The organism is Streptomyces sp. NPDC058758 (assembly GCF_042746075.1).
Taxonomy (GTDB): Bacteria; Actinomycetota; Actinomycetes; order Streptomycetales; family Streptomycetaceae; genus Streptomyces.
In genome coordinates this window covers 267,974-288,986 of record NZ_JBHYPS010000005.1, presented here as the reverse complement: position 1 = coordinate 288,986, position 21,013 = coordinate 267,974, and the positions used below count along the sequence as shown (strand labels likewise).

Genomic DNA, 21,013 nt, shown 5'->3' with positions numbered 1-21,013 from the left:
GTCAGCCTCGCAGCTTCGGGTCGAGGGCTTCGCGCATGGCCTCGCCGAGCAGGGTGAAGCCGAGGGCGGTGATGACGATGCCGACCGCCGGGTACATGGACATCATCGGCTCGTTGTCGAAGAAGCGCTGGGCCTGGGAGAGCATGACGCCCCACTCCGGCACCGCGGGGTCGGGGTTGCCGAGTCCGAGGTAGGAGAGGGCGGCGGCCTCGATGATCGCGGTGGCGAGGCTGAGCGTCGCCTGGACGATCACCGGGCTCAGCGAGTTCGGCAGGATCTGGGTGAGCACGATCCGGCGCTTGCGGATGCCGAGCGAGCGGGCCGCGAGCACGTAGTCGCTGCCGCCCTGGGCGAGCATCGAGCCGCGCAGCAGGCGGGCGAAGACGGGGATCTGCACGACGCCGACGGCGATCATCACGGTGGTGAGCGACTGGCCCATCACGGCGGCGACGGAGACGGCGAGGAGCAGCGACGGCAGCGCGAGCAGGATGTCGGTGACGCGCATGATGGCGTCGTCGACCCGTCGGCCGGCCTTCCCGCCGAGGGTGGCGGCCGCGCCGGACACGATGCCGACCACGGCGCCGATCAGCAGGCCGATGAGCATGGAGACGACGCCGACGAGCAGCGTCTGGCGGGCGCCGACGAGCATCCGGGAGAACAGGTCGCGGCCGAGGTGGTCCAGGCCGAACCAGTTCTCGGCGCGGGCGCCGACGAACTCGCCCCGGTTGGAGAAGACCTCGCCGCGCCAGGTCTGCTCGGTGGGGCCGTACGGGGCGATCCACGGGCCGATGATCGCCAGCAGGACGAACGCGGCGATGATCACGGCGCCGATGATCGCCATCTTGCTGGCGCGCATCCGGCGCATCGCCTCGCGCCACAGGCTGGCGCCGCTGGCGGTCTCGGTCTTCGCCGTGAGCTGGGCGAGCCGGTCGATCTTCGAAGTGGTGGTGATCAGACTCATCAGTGCACCCGCACCCTCGGGTCGATGACGCTGTAGGCGAGGTCGACGACCATGTTGATCAGCACGTAGATCATGGCGATGAACATGATGAAGCCGACCAGCACCGGGTAGTCGCGGGCGTCGATGGCGGTCCGGATGAAGGAGCCGATGCCGCCGAAGGTGAAGACGGACTCGGTGAGCACCGCGCCGGAGAGCAGGCTGCCGGTGAGCAGGCCGACGGCGGTGACGACGGGCAGCAGCGCGTTGCGCAGGACGTGCCGGCCGCGGACGACCTTGCGCTCCAGGCCCTTGGACTCGGCGGTGCGGATGTAGTCCTCGCCGAGGACCTCCAGGACGCTGGCGCGGGTCATCCGGACGATGACCGCGAGCGGGATGGTGGCCAGGGCGATGCCGGGCAGCACCAGGTGCATGAGGGCGTCCCAGGCGGCGTCGAACTCGCCGGTGAGCACGCCGTCGAGGACGGCGAAGCCGGTGACGCTGGTGGCGTCGATGCCGGTGGACTGGCGGCCGAAGGTGCCGAAGATCTCGCCGAAGGCGCCCTTGAGCAGCTGCGCCAGGAAGAAGACCGGGATGCAGATGCCGACGAGCGAGCCGGAGACGGAGGCGACGTCGATCCAGCCGCCGCGCCTGCGGGCGGCGAGGTAGCCGAGGGGGATGCCCACGGCGGTGGCGATGAGCATGGCCGCGACGCTGAGTTCGACCGTGGCGGGGAAGCGCAGCACGAACTCGTCCCAGACGGGCTGCCCCGTCTGCACCGAGGTGCCCAGGTCGAGGTCGAGGAGGCGCTTGAGGAAGCGTCCGTACTGGACGTAGATCGGCTGGTCGAGGCCCAGCGCGCGGTTGATGCGCGCCACATCGGCTTCGGTCGCCCGCTCGCCCAGGATCGCTGAGGCGGGTCCGCCGGGCAGTCGGTTCAGCCAGATGAAGAGCAGAACCGACAGGCCGAGCAGGGTGGGTATGAGCTGGAGAAGTCGTCGTACGACGAGTCGCAACACCCCGCGTGCCCCTTTCTTGCGTGTGGAGGGTGGATGCGCGGACGCCCGGTCACGGGAGGAACGCGTGACCGGGCGGACCGCTTACGGGTGTGTTACTTGAAGGAGACCTCGGCGAAGTTCTCCTGCGTCAGCGGGGAGACCTTCGGCGGGACCACGTTCTTGCCGAACGCGATGGCCGGCGGGGAGGAGGTCAGCGGGAGACCGGGCAGGTACTCCATGATCGCCTCGTTGGCGGCCTTGTAGAGGTCCGTGCGCTTGGTCGGGTCGCCCTGGAGCGAGCCGGCCTTGACCGCGTTGAAGACCTTGTCGTCCTTGAAGCCCCACTGCTTGTCGTACCCGGCGAACCAGGTGCCGATGAAGTTGTAGCCGTCGTTGAAGTCACCGGTCCAGCCGAGCATGTGGAGGGCGCAGCCGCCCTTCTCCACCGCGTCGACGTAGTCCGGGTTCCACTTCTTCGGCTTCGGGTTGACCTTGATGCCGGCCTTCTCCAGGTCGGCCTTGACCAGCTCGAAGATGTCCTGCGGGGCAGGCATGTACGGGCGGGTGACCTCGGTCGGGTAGCAGAAGTCGATCGACAGGTTGCTCGCGCCGGCGCCGGCGAGGAGCGTCTTGGCCTTGGCGGTGTCGAACGGGTACTGCTTCACCTTGTCCGAGTAGCCGGCGACGGTGTCGGGCATGAACTGGGTCGCGACCTTGCCGCCCTCGGGCAGCTGCGTCTTGACGATGTTCTCGCGGTCGACGGCGTGCGCGATGGCCTGGCGGACCTCGGGCTTCTTCAGCGCGGGGTTGGCCTCCTGCGTCATGCCGAGGTAGAGCAGGTTGAAGACGTCACGGGTCGGGACCTGGAAGCCCGCGGACTCGAGGGTCTTGATGTCGGCGGGCGCGACCAGGTCGTAGCCGTCGATGTCACCGGCCTGGAGCGCCTGGCGGCGGCCCTCCTCGGTGTCGATCGTGCGGAAGACCAGGTTCTTGACCTTGGCCTTCTCGCCCCAGTAGTCGTCGAAGCGCTCCAGGGCGACTTCCTTGTTGCCCTTGTTCCACTTCGTGATCTTGTACGGGCCGGTGCCGGCGACCGTGCCGGCCTCCTGGCTGTACTTGGGGTACGTGATGGCGTCGCCGGCCTCGGTGACCTGCTGCTTCGCGTACTCCTGGATCGCCTTGGGCGAGTGGATCGCGAGGGCGTTCAGGGAGAAGCCGCCGGGCAGGTTGGCGGAGGGCTCGAAGACCTCGATGACGGCGGTGGACTCGTCCTTGGCCGTGCAGGACTTGTAGTTCGCCTTGGGCGTCTCCTTGTCCTCGTTGGCCTTGAAGCCGCCCATGATGGTCTGCCAGTAGTACGAGACCGCGCTCGACTGGTAGGTGCCCTTCCAGTTGAACCAGTAGTCGTAGTTGGCGCAGACCGCCTTCGCGTCGAAGGTCTCGCCGTCGTGGAACTTCACGCCCTTGCGGAGGTTGAAGGTCCAGACGGTGCCCTCGGGGTTGCTCGACCACTTCTCGGCGAGCCCGCCCACCAGCTTGCTGCCGCCGGGCTCGTGCTCCAGGAGCGCCTCGAACGCCTGGCGGGTGACCCGGAAGGTCTCGCCGTCGCTCGCGAGGGCCGGGTCGAGGGAGGCCGGGTCGCCCGGGGCGCCGAACACGAAGGTGTCCTTGGCTCCGGACTTGTTCTCGTCCTTGTCCCGGTCGCTCGCGCAGCCCGTGGCGATGAGGCCGACCGTGATGGCCGCCGTCAGAGCCCGGGTCGACCGGGAATTGAGTATGCGCATGGGTCCACCCCTGGGTCGCCATGTGTGGTCTTGACCGGCCGAACGCTACTGGCGAGTGACGCGGCAGAGAACAGTCCGCATAGCGGTGATACCAACCTGAGACCCGGACACTCACCAAAACGGTCCGATGCCGGACATCGGCGGCGGGAGCGGGACCAGGTGGACGCAAAACCCCGCCCTGGCAAGGCATTTCGGCCAGGGCGGGGAAAAGGGACGGGGAGGGCGTCAGCGGTGCCGCGCGGGCGGGTAGCCGTATCCCGGACGGTGGGATCCCGCATGGTGGGACGGTGCGCCGTGCGCGTCGCGGTCGTAGAAGGGGCGGGCGTGGGCCTTCAGCCAGAGCGCCACCGGGTCGTACGCGTCGGAGAGCGCGACCGTCGAGACGGGCAGCCCCTCGGGCACGGAGCCGATCGACTGGCGCATCATCGCCCGCACCTCGTCGACGGCGGCGGCCGAACCGTCGTACAGGTCGAGGCCGATGACCAGGTACGGGGTGCCGAGCGCGGGCTGCACCCAGCCCCGGCGCAGCGAGCGGACGGCCGGGGTCCGGTGCGCGTTCTGGGTGAGGTGGGCGTAGAACTGCGGGATCTCCAGGGCGGGTTCGGAGACCCGGAGGGGCCCGGCGGGCATCCGGTCGAGGCCGGTGGCGATCCGGCGCAGATCGGCCCACGGGATGCCGACGCCGCCGCCGGGGGCGTGCGGGTTGAGCCAGACGCCCCAGCGCTCGGGGTAGAGGGCACGGGCGATCTCGCGGCCGGTGACGCGCTCGTGGGCGCGGTGCCAGCCGGAGGCGGCGAGCTCGCCGGGGGAGGTGACGCAGGGCGCGTACCCGTGCCCGTCGACCTCCATGTTGCCGTACTGGGCGTCGGGCGAGCCCGGGTCGCCCTGCCAGAGCAGCATGTACAGCTCACCGTCGGCCAGGGCGTGCAGCAGGCCCTCGTACGCGTCGTAGCGTCCGGGCGCCACCTGGCGCAGCATGTGCTCGACCTCTCCGGTCGCGGCGCTGCCTGACGCGCTCACCCTGGGTCCCGCCCCTCTGTCTGTCTCGTACGGCTCGGTGGTTCTTCGGATCGGTGGGTCAGTGGCCCGCGCGCCGGTAGAAGGGGCGCACCCGCTCCAGCATCCAGTCTCCGACGGGATCGGCGGCCATGTCGAGGAGGATCAGGTTGACCGGCCAGGCGACCTCGACGCGGCCGAGGGCGCGGCCGAGGGCGTCCAGCGGGGCGTTGCGGTCGACGCCGTCCCAGCCGGTGAGCTGGACGCCGACGAAGAGGGCCGGTTCGGTGCCCTCGACGCTGGCGAGGACGCGGCGGGCGGTGGCGACGACGCCGGTGGCCTCGAACTCGGCGCCGGCCGCGGCGAGGAAGTCGACCGGGTCGTCCTGCCAGTCGGGCTCGAAGAGCCGGACCCGGCCGCCGGACGCGGGCCCGTCGAGCGCGGTGCGGCCGACCCGGCAGAGTTCGGCGACGGCGGGCGGGGGCAGCGGGACGCCGACGACGCCGCCGGGGTTCACGGCGATGCCGAGCTGCGGGGGCAGGCCGCGGGCGAAGTCACGGGCGGGGGCGACGGTGAAGGACATGTGGTCGCCGACGCAGGCGAGGAACTGCTCCTGGGAGCTGTAGACGGGGACGTAGGCCGCGCCGCCGATCTCCATGGTGGCGAGGTCCAGGTCGGGGCTGTCGGGACCGCCGCCGTTGGGCAGCGGGACCCAGACGGGGCTGCGGCCGAGCACCTCGATGAGCCGGCCTCCGGCCGCGGGCTGCCCGAGCGCGGCGGCGAGCGCCTCCTCCAGCTCGTTGCCCGGCCACGTCACGTCCACGGTGGTTCCGTCCCCTTCCCGTCCGGCCCTGGTCCCGGCCGTCCCGCAGCACCCTAACGCCGCCCCGCCCCGGCTGTGACCAGAACCCGGCGGGCGGGCCTCACGCCGGGGCGCGGAAGCCGATGCGGCGCAGCGCGGTCGCGGCGTCCCGGTCGAGGAGGGTGGCGGAGGCGCAGCCGCGCGGCAGCCGGCCCGCCTCGACGGCGCCGACGAGCCGGCCGACGGCCCTGCGGTGCCGGGCGAAGGCGTACGCGGACACCCCCCGGCCCCGCTCGCGCTGGCCGTCCCGCGCGGTGTCCGGGTCGACGTCGAGGAGGACCAGGTGGAGGGCGCGGCCGCGCCGGGCGGCGGAGCGGGCCAGCCAGCCGCGGACCCAGGACTGGGTGCCGCAGTCGTGGACGACGATCCCGGCGCCGGAGCGCAGGGCCCGGTACAGCCCGGCGTAGTGCGCGATCCGGACCAGCGGGCGGTAGAGCGCGTACGGCAGGAGGCGGGGCATCCGGGCCTCCCAGCGCTCCCGGGCGTCCTGCGAGTCGATGCCCCGGCCCTCGGCGGCCCGCCGCAGCAGGGTGGACTTGCCGCTGCCGGGCAGCCCGGAGACGACCACGACGTCGCCGGCGGCGAAGGTGAGGGCACGCGGGCCGCGGCCTCCCCGCTCGCGCAGGTCCCGCACGACGCGTCCGCGCCCGCGGGTCCGGGCGCGGGCCCGCTGGGCCGGTATGGCGCCGTCGCCGGCGAAGACGCCGGTGTGCTGGATCCTCATCGCTGCTCTCCCCCTGTCGGGACCCCGGGAGACGTGCCGGGAGACCTCACGGAGACCCTTGCCCACGAAGTGTAAAGAAACGGTAATCCGAGACAAGCGATTTGCGGCGCCGACACCGCGTGCGATGATGTGCGCGCCAGGCGCGCGCAGCGCCCCACAACCGCATACCGGCCGCTCGAATCCGCGCGGGAGAGTTCCGGACCGGCCTCGGCCGTCCGGGCGCCGAAGGAGCAAGTCCCTCCCTTGAATCTCTCAGGCCCCGTACCGCGTGGATGAGGCAGATCTGAAAAGCGGGACGCCTCCGTGTCCCCACCCAAGGTGCAAGCCGGGGATGCCCCCGGTGAACCTCTCAGGTTCCATGACAGATGGGGAGGAACGTCCTTGCCTGTCATGTTTTCCGCCTTCGGGACCCGGGAGCCACGTCCATCATGAGCACCACCCCCCGCCTGACCGCCCTCGATGCCCTGCATCGTTCGCTGGGCGCGACCATGACCGACTTCGCGGGCTGGGACATGCCGCTGCGGTACGCCAGCGAGCGCGACGAGCACAACGCCGTCCGCACGGCGGCCGGCCTCTTCGACCTCTCCCACATGGGCGAGATCACGGTCACCGGCCCGCAGGCCGTCGACCTGCTCGACCACGCCCTGGTCGGCAACATCTCCACGGTGGGCAACGGCCGCGCCCGCTACACGATGATCTGCCGGGAGGACGGCGGCATCCTCGACGACCTGATCGTCTACCGCCTGGGCGAGACCGAGTACATGGTCGTCGCCAACGCCTCCAACGCGCAGGTCGTGCTGGACGCGCTGGTCGCCCGCGCGGAGGGCTTCGACGCCGAGGTCCGCGACGACCGCGACGCGTACGCGCTGATCGCCGTGCAGGGCCCGGAGTCCCCCGGCATCCTGAAGTCGGTCACCGACGCCGACCTGGACGGACTGAAGTACTACGCCGGCCTGCCCGGCACGGTGGCCGGCGTCCCGGCCCTGATCGCCCGGACCGGCTACACCGGCGAGGACGGCTTCGAGCTGTTCCTGAAGCCGGAGCACGCGGAGGGCGTCTGGAAGGCGCTGACCGAGGCGGGCGCGGGCGTCGGCCTGATCCCCTGCGGCCTGTCCTGCCGCGACACGCTCCGCCTGGAGGCGGGCATGCCGCTGTACGGCCACGAGCTGACCACCGACCTCACCCCCTTCGACGCGGGCCTCGGCCGGGTCGTGAAGTTCGAGAAGCCCGGCGACTTCGTCGGCCGCAAGGCGCTGGAGGCCGCCGCCGAGCGCGCCGAGACCGCCCCGCCGCGCAAGCTGGTCGGCCTGGTCGCCGAGGGCCGCCGCGTCCCGCGCGCCGGCTTCCAGGTCGTCGCCGGCGGCGAGGTGATCGGCGAGATCACCTCGGGCGCTCCGTCCCCGACCCTCGGCAAGCCGATCGCGATGGCGTACGTCGACGCGGCGCACGCCGCCCCGGGCACGGAGGGTGTAGGGGTGGACATCCGCGGCACCCACGAGCCCTACCAGGTCGTGGCGCTGCCCTTCTACAAGCGCCAGAAGTGACGCACTCGTCCCACCCGGCGTCTCACCCCGCAAGACCCACGTACATCAGCACTCCCCCGATCCAGGAGAATCAGGTCATGAGCAACCCCCAGCAGCTTCGCTACAGCAAGGAGCACGAGTGGCTGACGGACGCCGTTGACGGCGTCGCGACCGTCGGCATCACCGAGCACGCGGCGAACGCGCTCGGCGACATCGTGTACGTCCAGCTCCCCGAGGTCGGCGCCACCGTCACCGCGGGCGAGGAGTGCGGCGAGCTGGAGTCGACCAAGTCCGTGAGCGAGCTGTACTCCCCGGTGACCGGCGAGGTCGTCGAGGCGAACCAGGACGTCGTGGACGACCCGTCGCTGGTGAACTCCGCTCCGTTCGAGGGCGGCTGGCTGTTCAAGGTGCGCCTCACGGCCGAGCAGGACGACCTGCTCACCGCCGACGAGTACACCGCCTTCACCGCAGGCTGACCGAGACCCCCTAGGGATCGCTTCATGTCGCTTCTGAACACTCCCCTCCACGAGCTGGACCCGGACGTCGCCGCCGCCGTCGACGCCGAGCTCCGCCGCCAGCAGTCCACCCTCGAGATGATCGCCTCGGAGAACTTCGCTCCGGTCGCGGTCATGGAGGCCCAGGGCTCCGTCCTCACCAACAAGTACGCCGAGGGCTACCCGGGCCGCCGCTACTACGGCGGCTGCGAGCACGTCGACGTGGCCGAGCAGATCGCGATCGACCGGATCAAGGACCTGTTCGGCGCCGAGTACGCCAACGTGCAGCCGCACTCCGGCGCCTCCGCCAACCAGGCCGCCCTCTTCGCGATCGCCCAGCCGGGCGACACGATCCTCGGTCTCGACCTGGCGCACGGCGGCCACCTCACCCACGGCATGCGCCTGAACTTCTCGGGCAAGCAGTTCGACGTGGTCGCGTACCACGTCGACGAGGCCGGCCTGGTCGACATGGCCGAGGTCGAGCGCCTCGCCAAGGAGCACCGCCCGAAGGTGATCATCGCCGGCTGGTCGGCGTACCCGCGCCAGCTGGACTTCGCGGAGTTCCGCCGGATCGCCGACGAGGTCGAGGCGTACCTGTGGGTCGACATGGCCCACTTCGCGGGCCTGGTCGCGGCCGGTCTGCACCCGAACCCGGTCGAGTACGCGGACGTGGTCACCTCCACCACGCACAAGACGCTCGGCGGCCCGCGCGGCGGCATCATCCTGGCGAAGAAGGAGTTCGCGAAGAAGCTGAACTCCTCCGTCTTCCCGGGCTTCCAGGGCGGCCCCCTGGAGCACGTGATCGCGGCCAAGGCCGTCTCCTTCAAGGTCGCGGCCTCGGAGGAGTTCAAGGAGCGCCAGCAGCGCACCCTGGACGGCGCCCGCGCGCTCGCCGAGCGCCTGGTCCAGGACGACGTCGCCGCCCACGGCGTCTCCGTCCTGTCCGGCGGCACGGACGTCCACCTGGTCCTGGTGGACCTGCGGAACTCCGAGCTCGACGGCCAGCAGGCCGAGGACCGGCTCCACGAGGTCGGCATCACGGTCAACCGGAACGCCGTTCCGAACGACCCGCGCCCGCCGATGGTCACCTCCGGCCTGCGCATCGGCACGCCGGCCCTCGCGACCCGCGGCTTCACGGCCGAGGACTTCGCCGAGGTCGCCGACATCATCGCCGAGACGCTCAAGCCGGGCTTCGACGGCGAGAAGGCCGAGGCCCTGAAGGCCCGGGTGACCGCCCTGGCCGACAAGCACCCGCTGTACCCCGGTCTGAAGTAATTTCGTACGCTTTTATTCGTACGAAGCTCCGGGGCACCGCGCACACTGGACAGTGAGCGCGGTGCCCCGCCCCTTTGCCCCGTGCCCCCGCACCGCCCCTTTCCTGCTTGTTTCTGCACCACCCCGGCAGACAACGGCGTCTAGCCCCACAAGGAGTCCCCCGTGGCCATCTCGGTCTTCGACCTGTTCTCGATCGGCATCGGCCCGTCCAGCTCCCACACGGTGGGTCCGATGCGCGCGGCCCGGATGTTCGCGCGCCGGCTGAGGAACGAGGGCCTGCTCGCCGGGACGGCGAAGGTCCGGGCGGAGCTGTACGGCTCGCTGGGCGCCACCGGCCACGGCCACGGCACCCCGAAGGCGGTCCTCCTCGGCCTGGAGGGCAACTCGCCCCGCACGGTCGACGTGGAGCGCGCCGACGAGGAGTTCGAGCGGATCAAGGCGAGCGGGCGGATCAACCTGCTGGGCGCGCACGAGATCCCGTTCTCCTTCGACGACGACCTGGTCCTGCACCGGCGCAAGGCGCTGCCCTACCACGCCAACGGCATGACGGTCTTCGCGTACGACGCCGAGGGCGGGCTCGTCCTGGAGAAGACGTACTACTCGGTCGGCGGCGGCTTCGTCGTGGACGAGGACGCGGTGGCCGGCGAGAACCCGATCATCCCGGACGACACCGTCCTGAAGTACCCCTTCCGCACCGGCGACGAGCTGCTGCGCCTCACCAAGGAGACCGGCCTGTCGATCTCCTCGCTGATGCTGGAGAACGAGAAGGCCTGGCGGACCGAGGAGGAGATCCGCGCGGGTCTCCTGGAGATCTGGCGGGTCATGCAGGCCTGCGTCTCGCGCGGCATGTCCCGCGAGGGCATCCTGCCCGGCGGCCTGAAGGTCCGCCGCCGGGCCGCGACCCTGGCCCGCAAGCTGCGCTCCGAGGGCGACCCCGCCATGCACGCGATGGAGTGGATCACCCTCTACGCGATGGCGGTGAACGAGGAGAACGCGGCGGGCGGCCGGGTGGTCACCGCCCCGACGAACGGCGCGGCCGGCATCATCCCGGCGGTCCTGCACTACTACATGAACTTCGTCCCGGGTGCCGACGAGGACGGCATCGTCCGCTTCCTGCTCGCGGCCGGTGCGGTCGGCATGCTCTTCAAGGAGAACGCCTCGATCTCCGGCGCCGAGGTCGGCTGCCAGGGCGAGGTCGGCTCGGCCTGCTCGATGGCGGCGGGCGCGCTGGCCGAGGTCCTGGGCGGCTCCCCCGAGCAGGTGGAGAACGCGGCCGAGATCGGCATGGAGCACAACCTGGGCCTGACCTGCGACCCGGTCGGCGGCCTGGTGCAGATCCCCTGCATCGAGCGGAACGGCATGGCGGCGGTCAAGGCCGTGACGGCGGCGAAGATGTCGATGCGCGGCGACGGCAGCCACCTGGTCTCCCTCGACAAGGTCATCAAGACCATGAAGGAGACGGGTGCCGACATGAGCGTGAAGTACAAGGAGACCGCGCGCGGCGGCCTCGCGGTGAACATCATCGAGTGCTGAGCGCGCGCACGTGACGAACGGCCGGTCCCGCCCCCACGGGACCGGCCGTTTCGCGTGCGGGTCAGTAGCGGACCCAGAGGACGATGACGTCCGGGCGGGTGGAGGTGAAGGGCTCGCAGAAGTAGATCTTGCCCCAGAACGCCTCGCCGGCCTGGCCGGCGGCCTGGCACTCGGCGTACGAGGAGTGGTGGCTGCGCGGGTAGAAGCCGGGTCCGGCCGCCTCGGCGGTGGCGGCGGTGCCGAGGGCGAGGGCTCCGGCGGTGGCCGCGGTGGCGAGCGCGGCGGCGGCGCGACGGTACATGGCATGTCCTCCTGAAATGAACGATGCGATGCGGTGCGGGTGGGTGCCGTACGGTTCGTGTCGGCTGCGCAGCCGGGGGAAACGTATCGGCGCGGAACTGCGCGAGCAATAGGTCTAGGCCAATCCTTCGCACGGATGTCCGGAAACCCCGGACGCGGCCGAATTCCATCGCCAGGGTCCCGATCATGACCATGCCCGCGGACGCCGCCTGCCGCGCCCTGACCCGCACCCTGCGCCGGCGCGGGGTGATCGTGCTCTCCGTCTTCGGGGTGGTGTGGGCGCCGGCGGGCGGGTCCGGGCTGCCGGCCCCCGGCCCGGTGGCCGCGGGGGTGCTGGGGGCGGTCCTGGCGGGCGCGACGCTCACCGCCGGGTTCCGGGGCACTGCGGGCGAGGTGACCCGGCCGGTGCGGCTGCCGGAGCGGTGGAACCGCGGGATCGGGATCGTGAACGCGGCCGAGGCCGCCGCGATCGTGGCCGTCGTCGCGGGCTCGAACGCGGCCGGCCGCCCGGAGTGGATCCCGGTCGGGATCCGCCTCGCCGTCGGCCTGCACTTCTTTCCGCCGGCCCGGCTCTACGACCAGCGGCAGTACGGCTGGGTGGCGGTCGCCCTGACGGCCCTGGCGGTGCTCGGCGCGGCCCTGCCGGCCGCCGGGGCCTCCGCGGAGTCCGTACGGGCCGCGGTGGGGCTCCCGGCGGCGCTGGCGCTGTTCGGCACCGCCGTGCTCGTGGCGCGCGACTGACCGTCAGAAGTGCGGCCAGCGCGGGTCCGGGACGACCGTGAGCAGGGCGGAGAGCGCCACGATCACGGCGAGCACGGCGAGTTCCACCCGGGCCGGGGAGCGGGCGTCCGAGCCGGAGAGCAGCCGGGAGCGGGCCGCCAGGGCCAGCAGGCTGGCCCCGCCGAAGAGGGCGAGCTTCACCAGCAGGATCCGGCCGTACGCGGTGGAGAGGGCGGCCTCGGGGGGCAGCCGGCGCAGCGTGGACGCGGTGCCGGTGACCGCGAGGGCGGCGAAGACCCAGGCGGCCATGCGGGCGTACCGCAGGAACACCTCGCGCCCGCCGCCGCGCAGCCGCAGCACCCGCAGGACGTACAGCAGCGCGCCGGTCCAGAGCGAGGCGGCGGCGAGGTGGACGACGGTGAGTCCGGTGCCGACGCCGAAGCCGGCGGTCTCGGGGTGGGCGCGCAGCGCCTCGGCGACGGTCGCGGCGGCGAGCGGGAGGGCGGCCAGGGCCGGGCGCCGGGAGGCGGCGCAGACCGCGGCGAGCAGGCAGGCGTTGGCGGTGACGAGCAGCAGCCGGCCCTCGCGGAGCCCGTAGACGACGGGGAGGCTCAGGCCGCTGACGGCGGCGAGGAGGAGCAGCAGGCCGGCGGAGGCGGCCGCGGCGAGCAGGGCTCCGGGGACGGCCAGCGGGCGCGGCAGCGGGCCGGGGCCGGCGAGCCGGGTGCCGGCGAGTTCGCCGGCGGCGAGGGCGAGGCCGGCGAGGAGGAGCACCCTGAGCAGGGCGGTGGCGCCGGCCGCGGGTATGCGCAGCTCGCCGGTGCCGGCGCGGGCGAGGCCGGCGCCGAGGAGGGCGACGGCGAGGACGGCGGCGAGGACCGTGGCGGCGGCGACGGCCGCGGCGGTCGGACGGTTCGGGGTGCCGAGGGGTCCGGGAAGCGTCACCGGACGATCGTCACCGAGCCCGGGACGGGCGGCAACTCAGGGTGAAAGCCGCCCGGCCCGGCCCCGGGAACCGGTCAGGCCCGGGTCACGCCTTGCTGAGGTGGGACCAGAACTCGTCCCACGACAGACGGCCGTCGCCGTTGTCGTCGCGCTGCTTGATGAGGGCCTCGGCCACCGTCTCGGTGACGTTGAAGTCACCCAGCTGGGCCATGACGCTCTTGTACTCCGCGGCGGTGATGAAGCCGTCCCCGTCCACGTCGTACCGGTTGAATGCCGTGCGTGCCGACTCGATGTCCGCCACTGCTTCCGCCCCTTCTCGGTGCTGTTCTGACGGGGGTCAGATTAGCTGGCCGAGCGGGTGGCCGATGATGGCGGTATGAGCGGTGACGTGAGACGGATCCTGGACGCGGCGGCACGCGGGGAGTTCCCCGCCATGGACGGCGGGACGACGGTGGTCCCGCAACCGGACGGGCGGGACGCCGGGGTGCTGGCCTTCACGGCCCATTCGGTGGTCTTCGCCGACGTCGATCCGGAGTGGGTGCGGGCGGAGCTGGCCGCGACCGGGAGCGATCCGCTCGCGGCGAGCATGAACCCGGGCTTCCTGGTGCGGCTGATGGCGCGGACCGGCCGGCGGATGAACACCGTCGACCTGCTGACCGTCGCCGGCGCGCTGCCGGGCCCGCCGCCGGTGGAGCTGCGGGAGATCGAGGACCCGGAGCACCCGCGGGTGGCGCGGGCGCTGAAGTACCGGGACGAGGTCCGGGTGTGGGCGGCGGACGGCGGCGTGCTGATCCTGGGGCGCGGGGTGGCCGGGCGCATGGAGGCGGCGATCGAGGTGGACGAGGATGTGCGGCACCGGGGCCTGGGCCGGGCGCTGGCGACGGCGGCGCGGCACCTGACGGCGGACCCGGTGGTGTGGGCGCAGCAGTCGCCGGGCAACGCGCGGAGCGTGCGGACCTTCCAGGCGGCGGGGTACCGGCCGGTGGCCTCGGAGGCGCTGCTCACCGCGCTCTAGAGCGCGTCCTGCCGTCCACTATGTGGATGATCGAGGGAAACAATCGATGAACCGCATAGTCATTCACACTTTGCAAGGCGGGTGCTGCATGTCACCAACGATTCACAATTAAATCGTTGGGCAATGTCCGGATTGGTGGCGGTATGGGCGTTTGGCGGAGTGCCCCGCCGTCTGTCATAGTCGGTGACACGACCCCCTTGACCCGGGCCAGGTCGCCTCTGCGGCCGTGGATACACCCCCCCGTCCACGGCGCATCACACGGAAGCCCCCAGCAGCCCCACCACGGCGCACGGGGGCTTCCGTGCGTTCAGCGGTCGGTGACCCGCATCTCGAACCAGGTCGTCTTGCCGCGCGGGCCGAGGTCCGCGCCCCACCGGTCGGAGAGCTTGTCGACGAGGAAGAGGCCCCGGCCGCTGACGTCGAGCTCGGACACCGGCATCAGGCAGGGCAGGCCGCGCGAGGGGTCGCGCACCTCGATCCGGATCCGGCCCGGGCGGCGCTGGGCGCGCAGCACGAAGACCCGGGCCCCGGTGTGCCGGACCGCGTTGCCGACCAGTTCGGAGACGAGCAGGACCGCGTGCTCGGCGAGGGTCGGGCCGAGCCCCCACTGCCGGAGCACCACGTACCGGGTCATCCGCCGGGCGGTCCTGGCCGACTCCGGCAGCGAGTCCAGCCGGACGTCGACCTCCGCCGGGTTGCCGTACCGGGCCATCGCCAGGAGGGCTTCCTCGTCCTCCGGGGTCGGTGTCCACCGGGCGGCGGGCACGCCGCCCTGCCGTGGTTGTTCCCTGCTCTCCAGGCCCGCCATGCCCCCCATCATGGCCGCAGGAAACGGATCGCGGGGGCCGTTCCGGTGGAATGGCCCCCGCGGGGCGGCGCGTCGCCGTGACGGTCCGTCGGATCGGGCGGCGCCCGGCCCGGGGTCAGGCGAACTTGGCCTTGCCCGGGCCCTCCTCGACGAAGCTGCGCATGCCGGTCTCGCGGTCCGCGGTGGCGAACAGCGCGGAGAACCAGGTGCGTTCGAGGGCGAGGCCGGTGTCGATGTCGGCCTCCAGGCCCTGGTCGATCGCCTCCTTGGCGGCGCGCAGCGCCACCGCCGGACCCTGGGCGAGCTTCGCGGCCCAGGCGTGCGCCTGCTCGTACACCTCGGCGGCCGGGACGACCCGGTCGACCAGGCCGAGGGCGAGCGCCTCGTCGGCCCTCACCATCCGGCCGGTGAAGATGAGGTCCTTGGCGCGGGAGGGGCCGATCAGGCGGGAGAGCCGCTGGGTGCCGCCGGCGCCGGGGATCAGGCCGAGCAGGATCTCGGGCTGGCCCAGCTTGGCGTTGTCCCCGGCGATCCGGTAGTCGGCGCAGAGGGCGAGCTCGCAGCCGCCGCCGAGGGCGTAGCCGGTGACGGCGGCGACGACCGGCTTGGGGATGCGGGCGACGGCGGTGAAGGAGTCCTGGAGCGCGCGCGACCGCTCGATCATGGCCACGTGGTCCATGACCTGCATCTCCTTGATGTCCGCGCCGGCCGCGAAGACCTTCTCGCCGCCGTAGAGGACCACGGCCCGCACGTCGTCGCGGTCGGTGGCCTCCTGGGCCAGCTCGCGCAGCCGGTCCTGGGTGGCGACGTCCAGGGCGTTCATCGGCGGGCGGTCGAGGCGGATCGTGCCGACGCCGTCGGCGACTTCGAGGTTCACAGTCATGGAAGAGAGGTTAGTGGCCGTTAACGCCGACGGGCCCGGTGCCGTTGCTCACAGAGCGCTCGGCACCGGGCCCGTACGGGCGGGGAGGGGGGACCTACGCGGTCCACTCCGACCAGGACATGTTCCAGCCGTTCAGGCCGTTGTCCGGCTTGATCTGCTTGTCCTTCGAGTTCTTCACGATGACGACGTCGCCGATGATGGACCGGTCGAAGAACCAGGCGGCGGGGGTGGAGCTGTCGCCCGCGCCGCGGGTGTCGGACAGGCCGACGCAGCCGTGGCTGACGTTCTGGGAGCCGAAGGTGGACTTCGGGGCCCAGTAGTTGCCGTGCACGAAGGTGCCGGAGGTGGACAGGCGCATGGCGTGCGGCACGTCCTTGATGTCGTACTCGCCGCCGAAGCCGACCGTGGCGCCGTTCATCCGGGTCACCTTGTACTTCTCGCTGATGACCATCTGACCGTTGTACGTGGTCGTGGAGGGGGCGCCCGCGGTGATCGGCAGCGTCTTGATGATCTTGCCGTCGCGCTCGACCTTCATCGTCTTGGCGCTCGCGTCGACCGTGGAGACCTGACGGCGGCCGATGGTGAAGGAGTACGTCTTCTTCTGCTTGCCGTAGACACCCGGGCGGCCCTCGACGCCGTCCAGGTTCAGCTCGACGGTGACCTTGGTGCCGGCCTTCCAGTACTCCTCGGGACGGAAGTCGAGGCGGTCGTTGCCGAACCAGTGGCCCTCGATCTCGACGGCCGGCTCGGCCGTCACCTTGATGGCCTTCTCCACGGCCTCGGGGTCGGTGATGCCCCGGGTGAAGTTGATGGAGACCGGCATGCCGACGCCGACGGTGGTGTCCGCCTCGGGCGTGTAGTGGCCGATGAAGGTGTTCTTCGGGACCAGGGTGGTGAAGGTGGTGTCCTTCGCCGACTCGCGGCCCTCGGCGTCCTTCGCGATCGCGTGGACCTTGTACTGGGTGCCGCCCGACAGGTGCGCCAGCGGCTCCCAGCTCGTGCCGTCCGCCGAGATCTTCCCCTCGACCGCGGCGCCCTTGGAGTCGGCCACGGTCACGGTGGTCAGCTTGCCCTGCTCGGCGGTGACCTTGAGCGCCCCGCTGGTGGCGACCGAGTCGGCGCCGTCCTTCGGCAGGACGGTCACGACCGCCTGGGAGGCGGCGTTGTCCGGAGCCCCGGTCTTCCGGCCGCCCGCCGCGCCGCCGCTCCCCGCGTCGTCCTTCGCCGGGTCGCCGCCGCAGGCGGTCAGGACCAGCAGCAGTGCCCCCGTGGCCAGGGCACCGAGGCGGACGCCCCGCCGCCCCGCCGACGTCCCCGGTATCGGCTGCCCGTTCACTATGGTCTTCTCCCCTCGCACGACCCGGCCGCCGGCCGGGCCCCACCCCCTGTACGCACGTCCCGCGCACGGCGCTAGATAATCACACCGGACGACACGAAAGTTCCACGTGAATGTCACCGTTCAGTCCCAGTCGGGGCGGGGCCGGAGGCGGGCGGGGAGCGGCACGCGTCCGGCCCCGGAACGGGGACGGGGACGAGCTGGGGGGCGGGGTCGGGGACGAGCTGGGGGCGGCGCCCGGGACGGGTCTGGGTCAGCGGAGGGCGGAGCCCTTCTTCCAGCCCTCCCAGTCCAGGTTCCAGCCGCCCAGGCCGTTGTCCGGGGCGACCTTCCGGTCCCGGGAGTTGACCACCTCGACGACGTCGCCGATCAGGCTCCGGTCGAAGAACCAGCCCGCCGGGGTGTCGGCACCGCCGCCCTTCACGTCCCGCAGCCCCACGCAGCCGTGGCTCACGTTGGCCGAGCCGAAGGTGGACGCGTCGGCCCAGTAGTTGCCGTGGATGAAGGTGCCGGACTCGGTGAGCCGCATGGCGTGCGGCACGTCCTTGATGTCGTACTCGCCGCCGAAGCCGACCGTGGCGCCGTTCATCCGGGTCACGTCGTACAGCTCGGTCACCACCATCTTCCCGTTGTACGTGGTGGTCTTCGGCGCGCCCGCGGTGATCGGCAGGGTGGCGAGCAGCCGCCCGTCCCTGCGGACCTCCATGGTGTGGGCGGCGGCGTCGACCAGGGAGACCTGCGAGCGGCCGACCGTGAAGCCCACCGTCTTGCGCTGGATGCCGTAGACGCCGGGGGCGCCCTCGACGTCCCGCAGGCCGAGCTCGACCGTCACCTTCGTGCCGGGCGCCCAGTAGGAGGCGGGGCGGAAGTCGAGCCGCTCCTTGCCGAACCAGTGGCCGACGACCTCCACCGGAGGGTCGGCGGTGACCCGGATGGCCCGCTCCACCGCGGCCCGGTTCTCGACCGGACGGTTGAAGCCGAAGGAGACGATCATGCCGGCGCCGACCGTGGAGCGGTTCTCCGGCGTGAAGTAGCCGATGAAGCGGCTCTCCGGCACCACCGTGGTGAAGGTGGTGTGCCGGGCCGAGCGGCGGCCGTGCGCGTCGAGCGCCACCGCGTCCACGCTGTACTTCGCGGCGAGCGCCAGCCGGGTGCCGTCGGAGGGCCGCCAGCGCAGCCCGTCGGCCGAGAACGTGCCCCGGACGGCCGAACGGCGCCCGTCCGCCACCTGGGTCACGCTCACCCGTTCGAGCCGCCCGCTGTCGACCCGCACCTCCAGCGGCCCGTCCGCCGGGACCGCCCGGCTGCCGTCCTCCGGGCTGACCCGGATCACGTCCCCCGGGGCCCTCGCCTTGCCCGGGAGGCCCGGGCCGACGCCTCCTTCCCCACCCGATCCGGTGCAGCCGGCGAGGCCCACGAGGAGCCCCGCCACCGCGAGGAGTTGCCCGGCCCGTTCCCGTACACGTGTCACGCGTGGCCCAACGACGACCCCCCTCCAGGGGAAACGTCCGCGCGGGCCATGTTGGGGGGACGGCCGCGCGGGCAGAACAGGGAGGAGGACCGGGAGTACACGAGGTGCGGGAGGACGCGCGGGGCCGGGGGCCGGGACGCCCCCGCCCCGTCACGCGGGCCCCGCCGGAGCCGCGGGAGGCCAGGGCGGTGTCGAGCGCAGCCGAACAGCAGGCGGTACCGGAGCACGCGCCCGGACGGACCGCGCCCCCGGTGTGGCCGGGGACGCCCACCCCGCTCGGGGCCCGCTGCCGTACCGGACCCGACGGGACCCGGGGCACCAACTTCGCGCTGTGGGCGGGCGGCGCCGAGGCGGTGGAGCTCTGCCTCTTCGCGCCCGACGGCACCGAGACCCGGCTGCCGCTGACCGAACTCACCCACGAGATCTGGCACGGCTTCGTGCCCGGCGTCGGCCCCGGGCAGCGGTACGGCTACCGGGTGCACGGCCGCTGGGACCCGTGGACCGGCGCCCGCTGGAACCCCGCGAAGCTGCTCCTCGACCCGTACGCGCGGGCCGTCGACGGCGAGTTCGCGCTGCCGCCCGAGGTGTACGGGCACGTGCGGGACTGGCCGCAGCAGCACGTCGCCGACACCGTGCGCGACGAGCGGGACTCCGCGCCGCACGTCCCCAAGGGGGTCGTCGTGCGGGACGACGACGACTGGTCCGACGACCGCAGGCCCAAGACGCCCTGGCAGGACTCGGTCATCTACGAGGTGCACGTCAAGGGCTTCACCGCCCGGCACCCCGGCATCCCCGAGCACCTGCGGGGCACCTACGCGGGCCTCGCCCACCCGGCCGCGGTCGACCACCTCGTGCGCCTCGGGGTGACGGCCGTCGAGCTGCTGCCGGTCCACCAGTTCGCCCACGAGGACCACCTGCTGCGCCGCGGCCTCACCAACTACTGGGGCTACAACTCGATCGGCTACTTCGCCCCGCACGCCGGCTACTCCTCGTCCGGCACCACCGGCCAGCAGGTCGGCGAGTTCAAGCGGATGGTCCGGGCGCTCCACGCGGCCGGCATCGAGGTCATCCTCGACGTCGTCTACAACCACACCGCGGAGGCGGGCGAACTCGGCCCCACCCTGTCGCTCAAGGGCATCGACAACCGCGGCTACTACCGGCTCCAGTCCGACGCCCGCCGGTACGCCGACTACACCGGCTGCGGCAACACCCTGCACGTCGTCCAGCCGCAGGTGCTCCGGCTCATCACCGACTCGCTGCGCTACTGGGTCACCGAGATGGGCGTCGACGGCTTCCGCTTCGACCTGGCGGCGGCGCTCGCCCGCTCCATGCACGACGTCGACATGCTCTCGCCGTTCCTCGCCGTCATCGCCCAGGACCCGGTGCTGCGCCGGGTCAAGCTCATCGCCGAACCCTGGGACGTGGGCAACGGCGGCTACCAGGTCGGCTCCTTCCCGCCGCTGTGGACCGAGTGGAACGACCGCTACCGGGACGCCGTACGGGACTTCTGGCGCGGCGCGCTGCCCGACGTCCGGGACCTCGGCTACCGGCTCTCCGGCTCCAGCGACCTGTACGCCTGGGGCGGCCGCCGCCCCTACGCCTCGGTCAACTTCGTCACCGCCCACGACGGCTTCACCCTGCGCGACCTCGTCACGTACGAGCGCAAGCACAACGAGGCCAACGGCGAGGGCAACCGGGACGGCACCCACGACAACCGCTCCTGGAACTGCGGCGCCGAGGGCGAGACCGACGACCCGGAGATCGGCGCGCTCCGGCTCCGGCAGCTGCGCAACCTGCTCACCACGCTGCTGCTCTCCACCGGCGTGCCGATGCTCGTCGCCGGCGACGAGATGGGCCGCACCCAGGGCGGCAACAACAACGCCTACTGCCAGGACAACGAGACGAGCTGGCTCGACTGGACCCTCCCCGAGGACCCCGGCCGGGCCCAGCTCCTCGCCCTCACCCGGCGGCTGCTCGCCCTGCGCCACCGCCACCCGGTGCTGCGCCGCCGCGCCTTCTTCTCCGGCCGGCCGCAGGGCGCGGACGGGCTGCGGGACCTGGCCTGGTTCGGCCCCGACGGCACCGAGATGACCGAGGGGGACTGGTACGCCCCCTCCGCCACGCTCGCCCTCTACCTGTCCGGGCGGGACATACCGGGCCGGGACGAGCGCGGCGAGCAGGTCCTCGACGACAGCTTCCTCGCCGTCCTCCACGCGGGCCCCGACCCCCTGGACTTCCGCCTCCCGGGCCCGCCCTGGGCCCAGACCTACGCACGCGTCCTGGACACCGCCCTGGACGACCAGACCGCGCCCCCGGACACGCTCCACCCGGGCGGCTCGGTGCTGGAGGTGGCGGCGCGGTCGGTGGTGCTGCTGCGGGTGGCGGAGTGAGGCCGCGGGAGGGGGCGCC

20 protein-coding genes and 1 riboswitch are annotated in these 21,013 nt (G+C 72.3%); of the genes, 7 read left to right on the top strand and 13 right to left on the bottom strand.

Annotation, left to right across the window (positions count from 1 at the left end; genetic code table 11):
- Position 1: 1 nt before the first annotated feature.
- The 6 genes from ACFW6A_RS09550 to ACFW6A_RS09525 form a co-directional block, all read right to left on the bottom strand.
- A complete protein-coding gene (locus tag ACFW6A_RS09550; RefSeq protein ID WP_351850902.1) occupies positions 2-961 on the bottom strand; it encodes an ABC transporter permease in 960 nt (319 codons plus the stop codon).
- Positions 961-1,956, bottom strand: coding sequence for an ABC transporter permease (locus ACFW6A_RS09545; protein ID WP_351850899.1), 996 nt, complete (start codon positions 1,954-1,956; stop codon positions 961-963). The genes ACFW6A_RS09550 and ACFW6A_RS09545 overlap by 1 nt, the downstream gene beginning before the upstream one ends.
- Before the next feature lie 92 nt (positions 1,957-2,048).
- Positions 2,049-3,719 (bottom strand): ABC transporter substrate-binding protein, encoded by a 1,671-nt coding sequence (locus tag ACFW6A_RS09540; protein WP_351850896.1) that lies wholly within the window; start codon positions 3,717-3,719, stop codon positions 2,049-2,051.
- Between the two features lie 225 nt (positions 3,720-3,944).
- Positions 3,945-4,739 carry an enhanced serine sensitivity protein SseB C-terminal domain-containing protein gene (locus tag ACFW6A_RS09535; protein ID WP_351850893.1) on the bottom strand — a complete coding sequence of 265 codons (795 nt, stop codon included), beginning with the start codon at positions 4,737-4,739 and terminating at the stop codon, positions 3,945-3,947.
- A gap of 58 nt (positions 4,740-4,797) precedes the next feature.
- Complete coding sequence (locus ACFW6A_RS09530; protein ID WP_351850891.1) at positions 4,798-5,538, bottom strand: enhanced serine sensitivity protein SseB; 741 nt, start codon at positions 5,536-5,538, stop codon at positions 4,798-4,800.
- A 100-nt stretch (positions 5,539-5,638) separates the two neighbouring features.
- On the bottom strand, positions 5,639-6,301 hold the full coding sequence (locus tag ACFW6A_RS09525) for an AAA family ATPase (protein WP_351850888.1): 663 nt from the start codon (positions 6,299-6,301) through the stop codon (positions 5,639-5,641).
- 176 nt (positions 6,302-6,477) lie between these two features.
- A riboswitch (glycine riboswitch) is annotated at positions 6,478-6,578 on the top strand.
- A 151-nt stretch (positions 6,579-6,729) separates the two neighbouring features.
- Here ACFW6A_RS09525 and gcvT point away from each other — a divergent pair.
- The 4 genes from gcvT to ACFW6A_RS09505 all read left to right on the top strand — a co-directional run bounded on the left by gcvT (position 6,730) and on the right by ACFW6A_RS09505 (position 11,126).
- Positions 6,730-7,845 carry a glycine cleavage system aminomethyltransferase GcvT gene (gene gcvT / locus ACFW6A_RS09520; RefSeq protein WP_351850886.1) on the top strand — a complete coding sequence of 372 codons (1,116 nt, stop codon included), beginning with the start codon at positions 6,730-6,732 and terminating at the stop codon, positions 7,843-7,845.
- 77 nt (positions 7,846-7,922) lie between these two features.
- Entirely contained in the window at positions 7,923-8,300 is a 378-nt protein-coding gene (gene gcvH, locus ACFW6A_RS09515) for a glycine cleavage system protein GcvH (RefSeq protein ID WP_351850883.1), read from the top strand.
- A gap of 24 nt (positions 8,301-8,324) precedes the next feature.
- Positions 8,325-9,593, top strand: coding sequence for a serine hydroxymethyltransferase (glyA, locus tag ACFW6A_RS09510; RefSeq protein ID WP_351850880.1), 1,269 nt, complete (start codon positions 8,325-8,327; stop codon positions 9,591-9,593).
- A gap of 162 nt (positions 9,594-9,755) precedes the next feature.
- Positions 9,756-11,126 (top strand): L-serine ammonia-lyase, encoded by a 1,371-nt coding sequence (locus ACFW6A_RS09505; protein WP_351850876.1) that lies wholly within the window; start codon positions 9,756-9,758, stop codon positions 11,124-11,126.
- Positions 11,127-11,187: 61 nt separating this feature from the next.
- Here ACFW6A_RS09505 and ACFW6A_RS09500 read toward each other — a convergent pair whose 3' ends face one another.
- Positions 11,188-11,427, bottom strand: coding sequence for a hypothetical protein (locus tag ACFW6A_RS09500; RefSeq protein WP_351850873.1), 240 nt, complete (start codon positions 11,425-11,427; stop codon positions 11,188-11,190).
- A 185-nt stretch (positions 11,428-11,612) separates the two neighbouring features.
- Here ACFW6A_RS09500 and ACFW6A_RS09495 point away from each other — a divergent pair, with 185 nt between their 5' ends.
- The gene (locus ACFW6A_RS09495) at positions 11,613-12,167 is read left to right on the top strand and encodes a hypothetical protein (RefSeq protein WP_351850872.1); all 555 of its coding nucleotides are present in this window, start codon (positions 11,613-11,615) and stop codon (positions 12,165-12,167) included.
- Positions 12,168-12,170: 3 nt separating this feature from the next.
- Here the strand turns inward: ACFW6A_RS09495 and ACFW6A_RS09490 are convergent, their stop codons facing one another.
- Both ACFW6A_RS09490 and ACFW6A_RS09485 read right to left on the bottom strand, forming a co-directional pair.
- The gene (locus tag ACFW6A_RS09490) at positions 12,171-13,091 is read right to left on the bottom strand and encodes a CopD family protein (RefSeq protein WP_386482180.1); all 921 of its coding nucleotides are present in this window, start codon (positions 13,089-13,091) and stop codon (positions 12,171-12,173) included.
- Positions 13,092-13,176: 85 nt separating this feature from the next.
- Positions 13,177-13,392, bottom strand: coding sequence for an EF-hand domain-containing protein (locus ACFW6A_RS09485; RefSeq protein WP_015036303.1), 216 nt, complete (start codon positions 13,390-13,392; stop codon positions 13,177-13,179).
- Positions 13,393-13,467: 75 nt separating this feature from the next.
- On the opposite strand from ACFW6A_RS09485, the gene ACFW6A_RS09480 reads away from it, so the two are divergent.
- Positions 13,468-14,106, top strand: a complete 639-nt coding sequence (locus ACFW6A_RS09480; protein ID WP_386639641.1) for a GNAT family N-acetyltransferase — start codon at positions 13,468-13,470, stop codon at positions 14,104-14,106.
- A gap of 307 nt (positions 14,107-14,413) precedes the next feature.
- Here the strand turns inward: ACFW6A_RS09480 and ACFW6A_RS09475 are convergent, their stop codons facing one another.
- From ACFW6A_RS09475 to ACFW6A_RS09460, 4 genes are all read right to left on the bottom strand, one after another.
- Positions 14,414-14,914, bottom strand: a complete 501-nt coding sequence (locus ACFW6A_RS09475) for an ATP-binding protein (protein ID WP_386482185.1) — start codon at positions 14,912-14,914, stop codon at positions 14,414-14,416.
- Positions 14,915-15,029: 115 nt separating this feature from the next.
- On the bottom strand, positions 15,030-15,797 hold the full coding sequence (locus ACFW6A_RS09470; RefSeq protein ID WP_351850862.1) for an enoyl-CoA hydratase-related protein: 768 nt from the start codon (positions 15,795-15,797) through the stop codon (positions 15,030-15,032).
- 94 nt (positions 15,798-15,891) lie between these two features.
- Positions 15,892-17,133 carry an Ig-like domain-containing protein gene (locus ACFW6A_RS09465; RefSeq protein WP_351850860.1) on the bottom strand — a complete coding sequence of 414 codons (1,242 nt, stop codon included), beginning with the start codon at positions 17,131-17,133 and terminating at the stop codon, positions 15,892-15,894.
- A gap of 253 nt (positions 17,134-17,386) precedes the next feature.
- Positions 17,387-18,604: an Ig-like domain-containing protein gene (locus ACFW6A_RS09460; RefSeq protein ID WP_351850858.1), complete on the bottom strand. Its 1,218-nt coding sequence runs from the start codon at positions 18,602-18,604 to the stop codon at positions 17,387-17,389.
- Positions 18,605-18,792: 188 nt separating this feature from the next.
- On the opposite strand from ACFW6A_RS09460, the gene glgX reads away from it, so the two are divergent.
- Complete coding sequence (glgX, locus tag ACFW6A_RS09455) at positions 18,793-20,994, top strand: glycogen debranching protein GlgX (RefSeq protein WP_351850855.1); 2,202 nt, start codon at positions 18,793-18,795, stop codon at positions 20,992-20,994.
- The last annotated feature ends 19 nt before the right edge of the window (positions 20,995-21,013 follow it).

Excerpts from the sequence above, each read along its gene's own strand:
- ACFW6A_RS09550 (WP_351850902.1), bottom strand. The coding sequence starts at position 961 with ATGAGTCTGATCACCACCACTTCGAAGATCGACCGGCTCGCCCAGCTC.
- ACFW6A_RS09540 (WP_351850896.1), bottom strand. The coding sequence starts at position 3,719 with ATGCGCATACTCAATTCCCGGTCGACCCGGGCTCTGACGGCGGCCATC.
- ACFW6A_RS09525 (WP_351850888.1), bottom strand. The coding sequence starts at position 6,301 with ATGAGGATCCAGCACACCGGCGTCTTCGCCGGCGACGGCGCCATACCG.
- gcvT (WP_351850886.1), top strand. The coding sequence starts at position 6,730 with ATGAGCACCACCCCCCGCCTGACCGCCCTCGATGCCCTGCATCGTTCG.
- gcvH (WP_351850883.1), top strand. The coding sequence starts at position 7,923 with ATGAGCAACCCCCAGCAGCTTCGCTACAGCAAGGAGCACGAGTGGCTG.
- glyA (WP_351850880.1), top strand. The coding sequence starts at position 8,325 with ATGTCGCTTCTGAACACTCCCCTCCACGAGCTGGACCCGGACGTCGCC.
- ACFW6A_RS09500 (WP_351850873.1), bottom strand. The coding sequence starts at position 11,427 with ATGTACCGTCGCGCCGCCGCCGCGCTCGCCACCGCGGCCACCGCCGGA.
- ACFW6A_RS09495 (WP_351850872.1), top strand. The coding sequence starts at position 11,613 with ATGACCATGCCCGCGGACGCCGCCTGCCGCGCCCTGACCCGCACCCTG.
- ACFW6A_RS09480 (WP_386639641.1), top strand. The coding sequence starts at position 13,468 with ATGAGCGGTGACGTGAGACGGATCCTGGACGCGGCGGCACGCGGGGAG.
- ACFW6A_RS09475 (WP_386482185.1), bottom strand. The coding sequence starts at position 14,914 with ATGGCGGGCCTGGAGAGCAGGGAACAACCACGGCAGGGCGGCGTGCCC.
- ACFW6A_RS09470 (WP_351850862.1), bottom strand. The coding sequence starts at position 15,797 with ATGACTGTGAACCTCGAAGTCGCCGACGGCGTCGGCACGATCCGCCTC.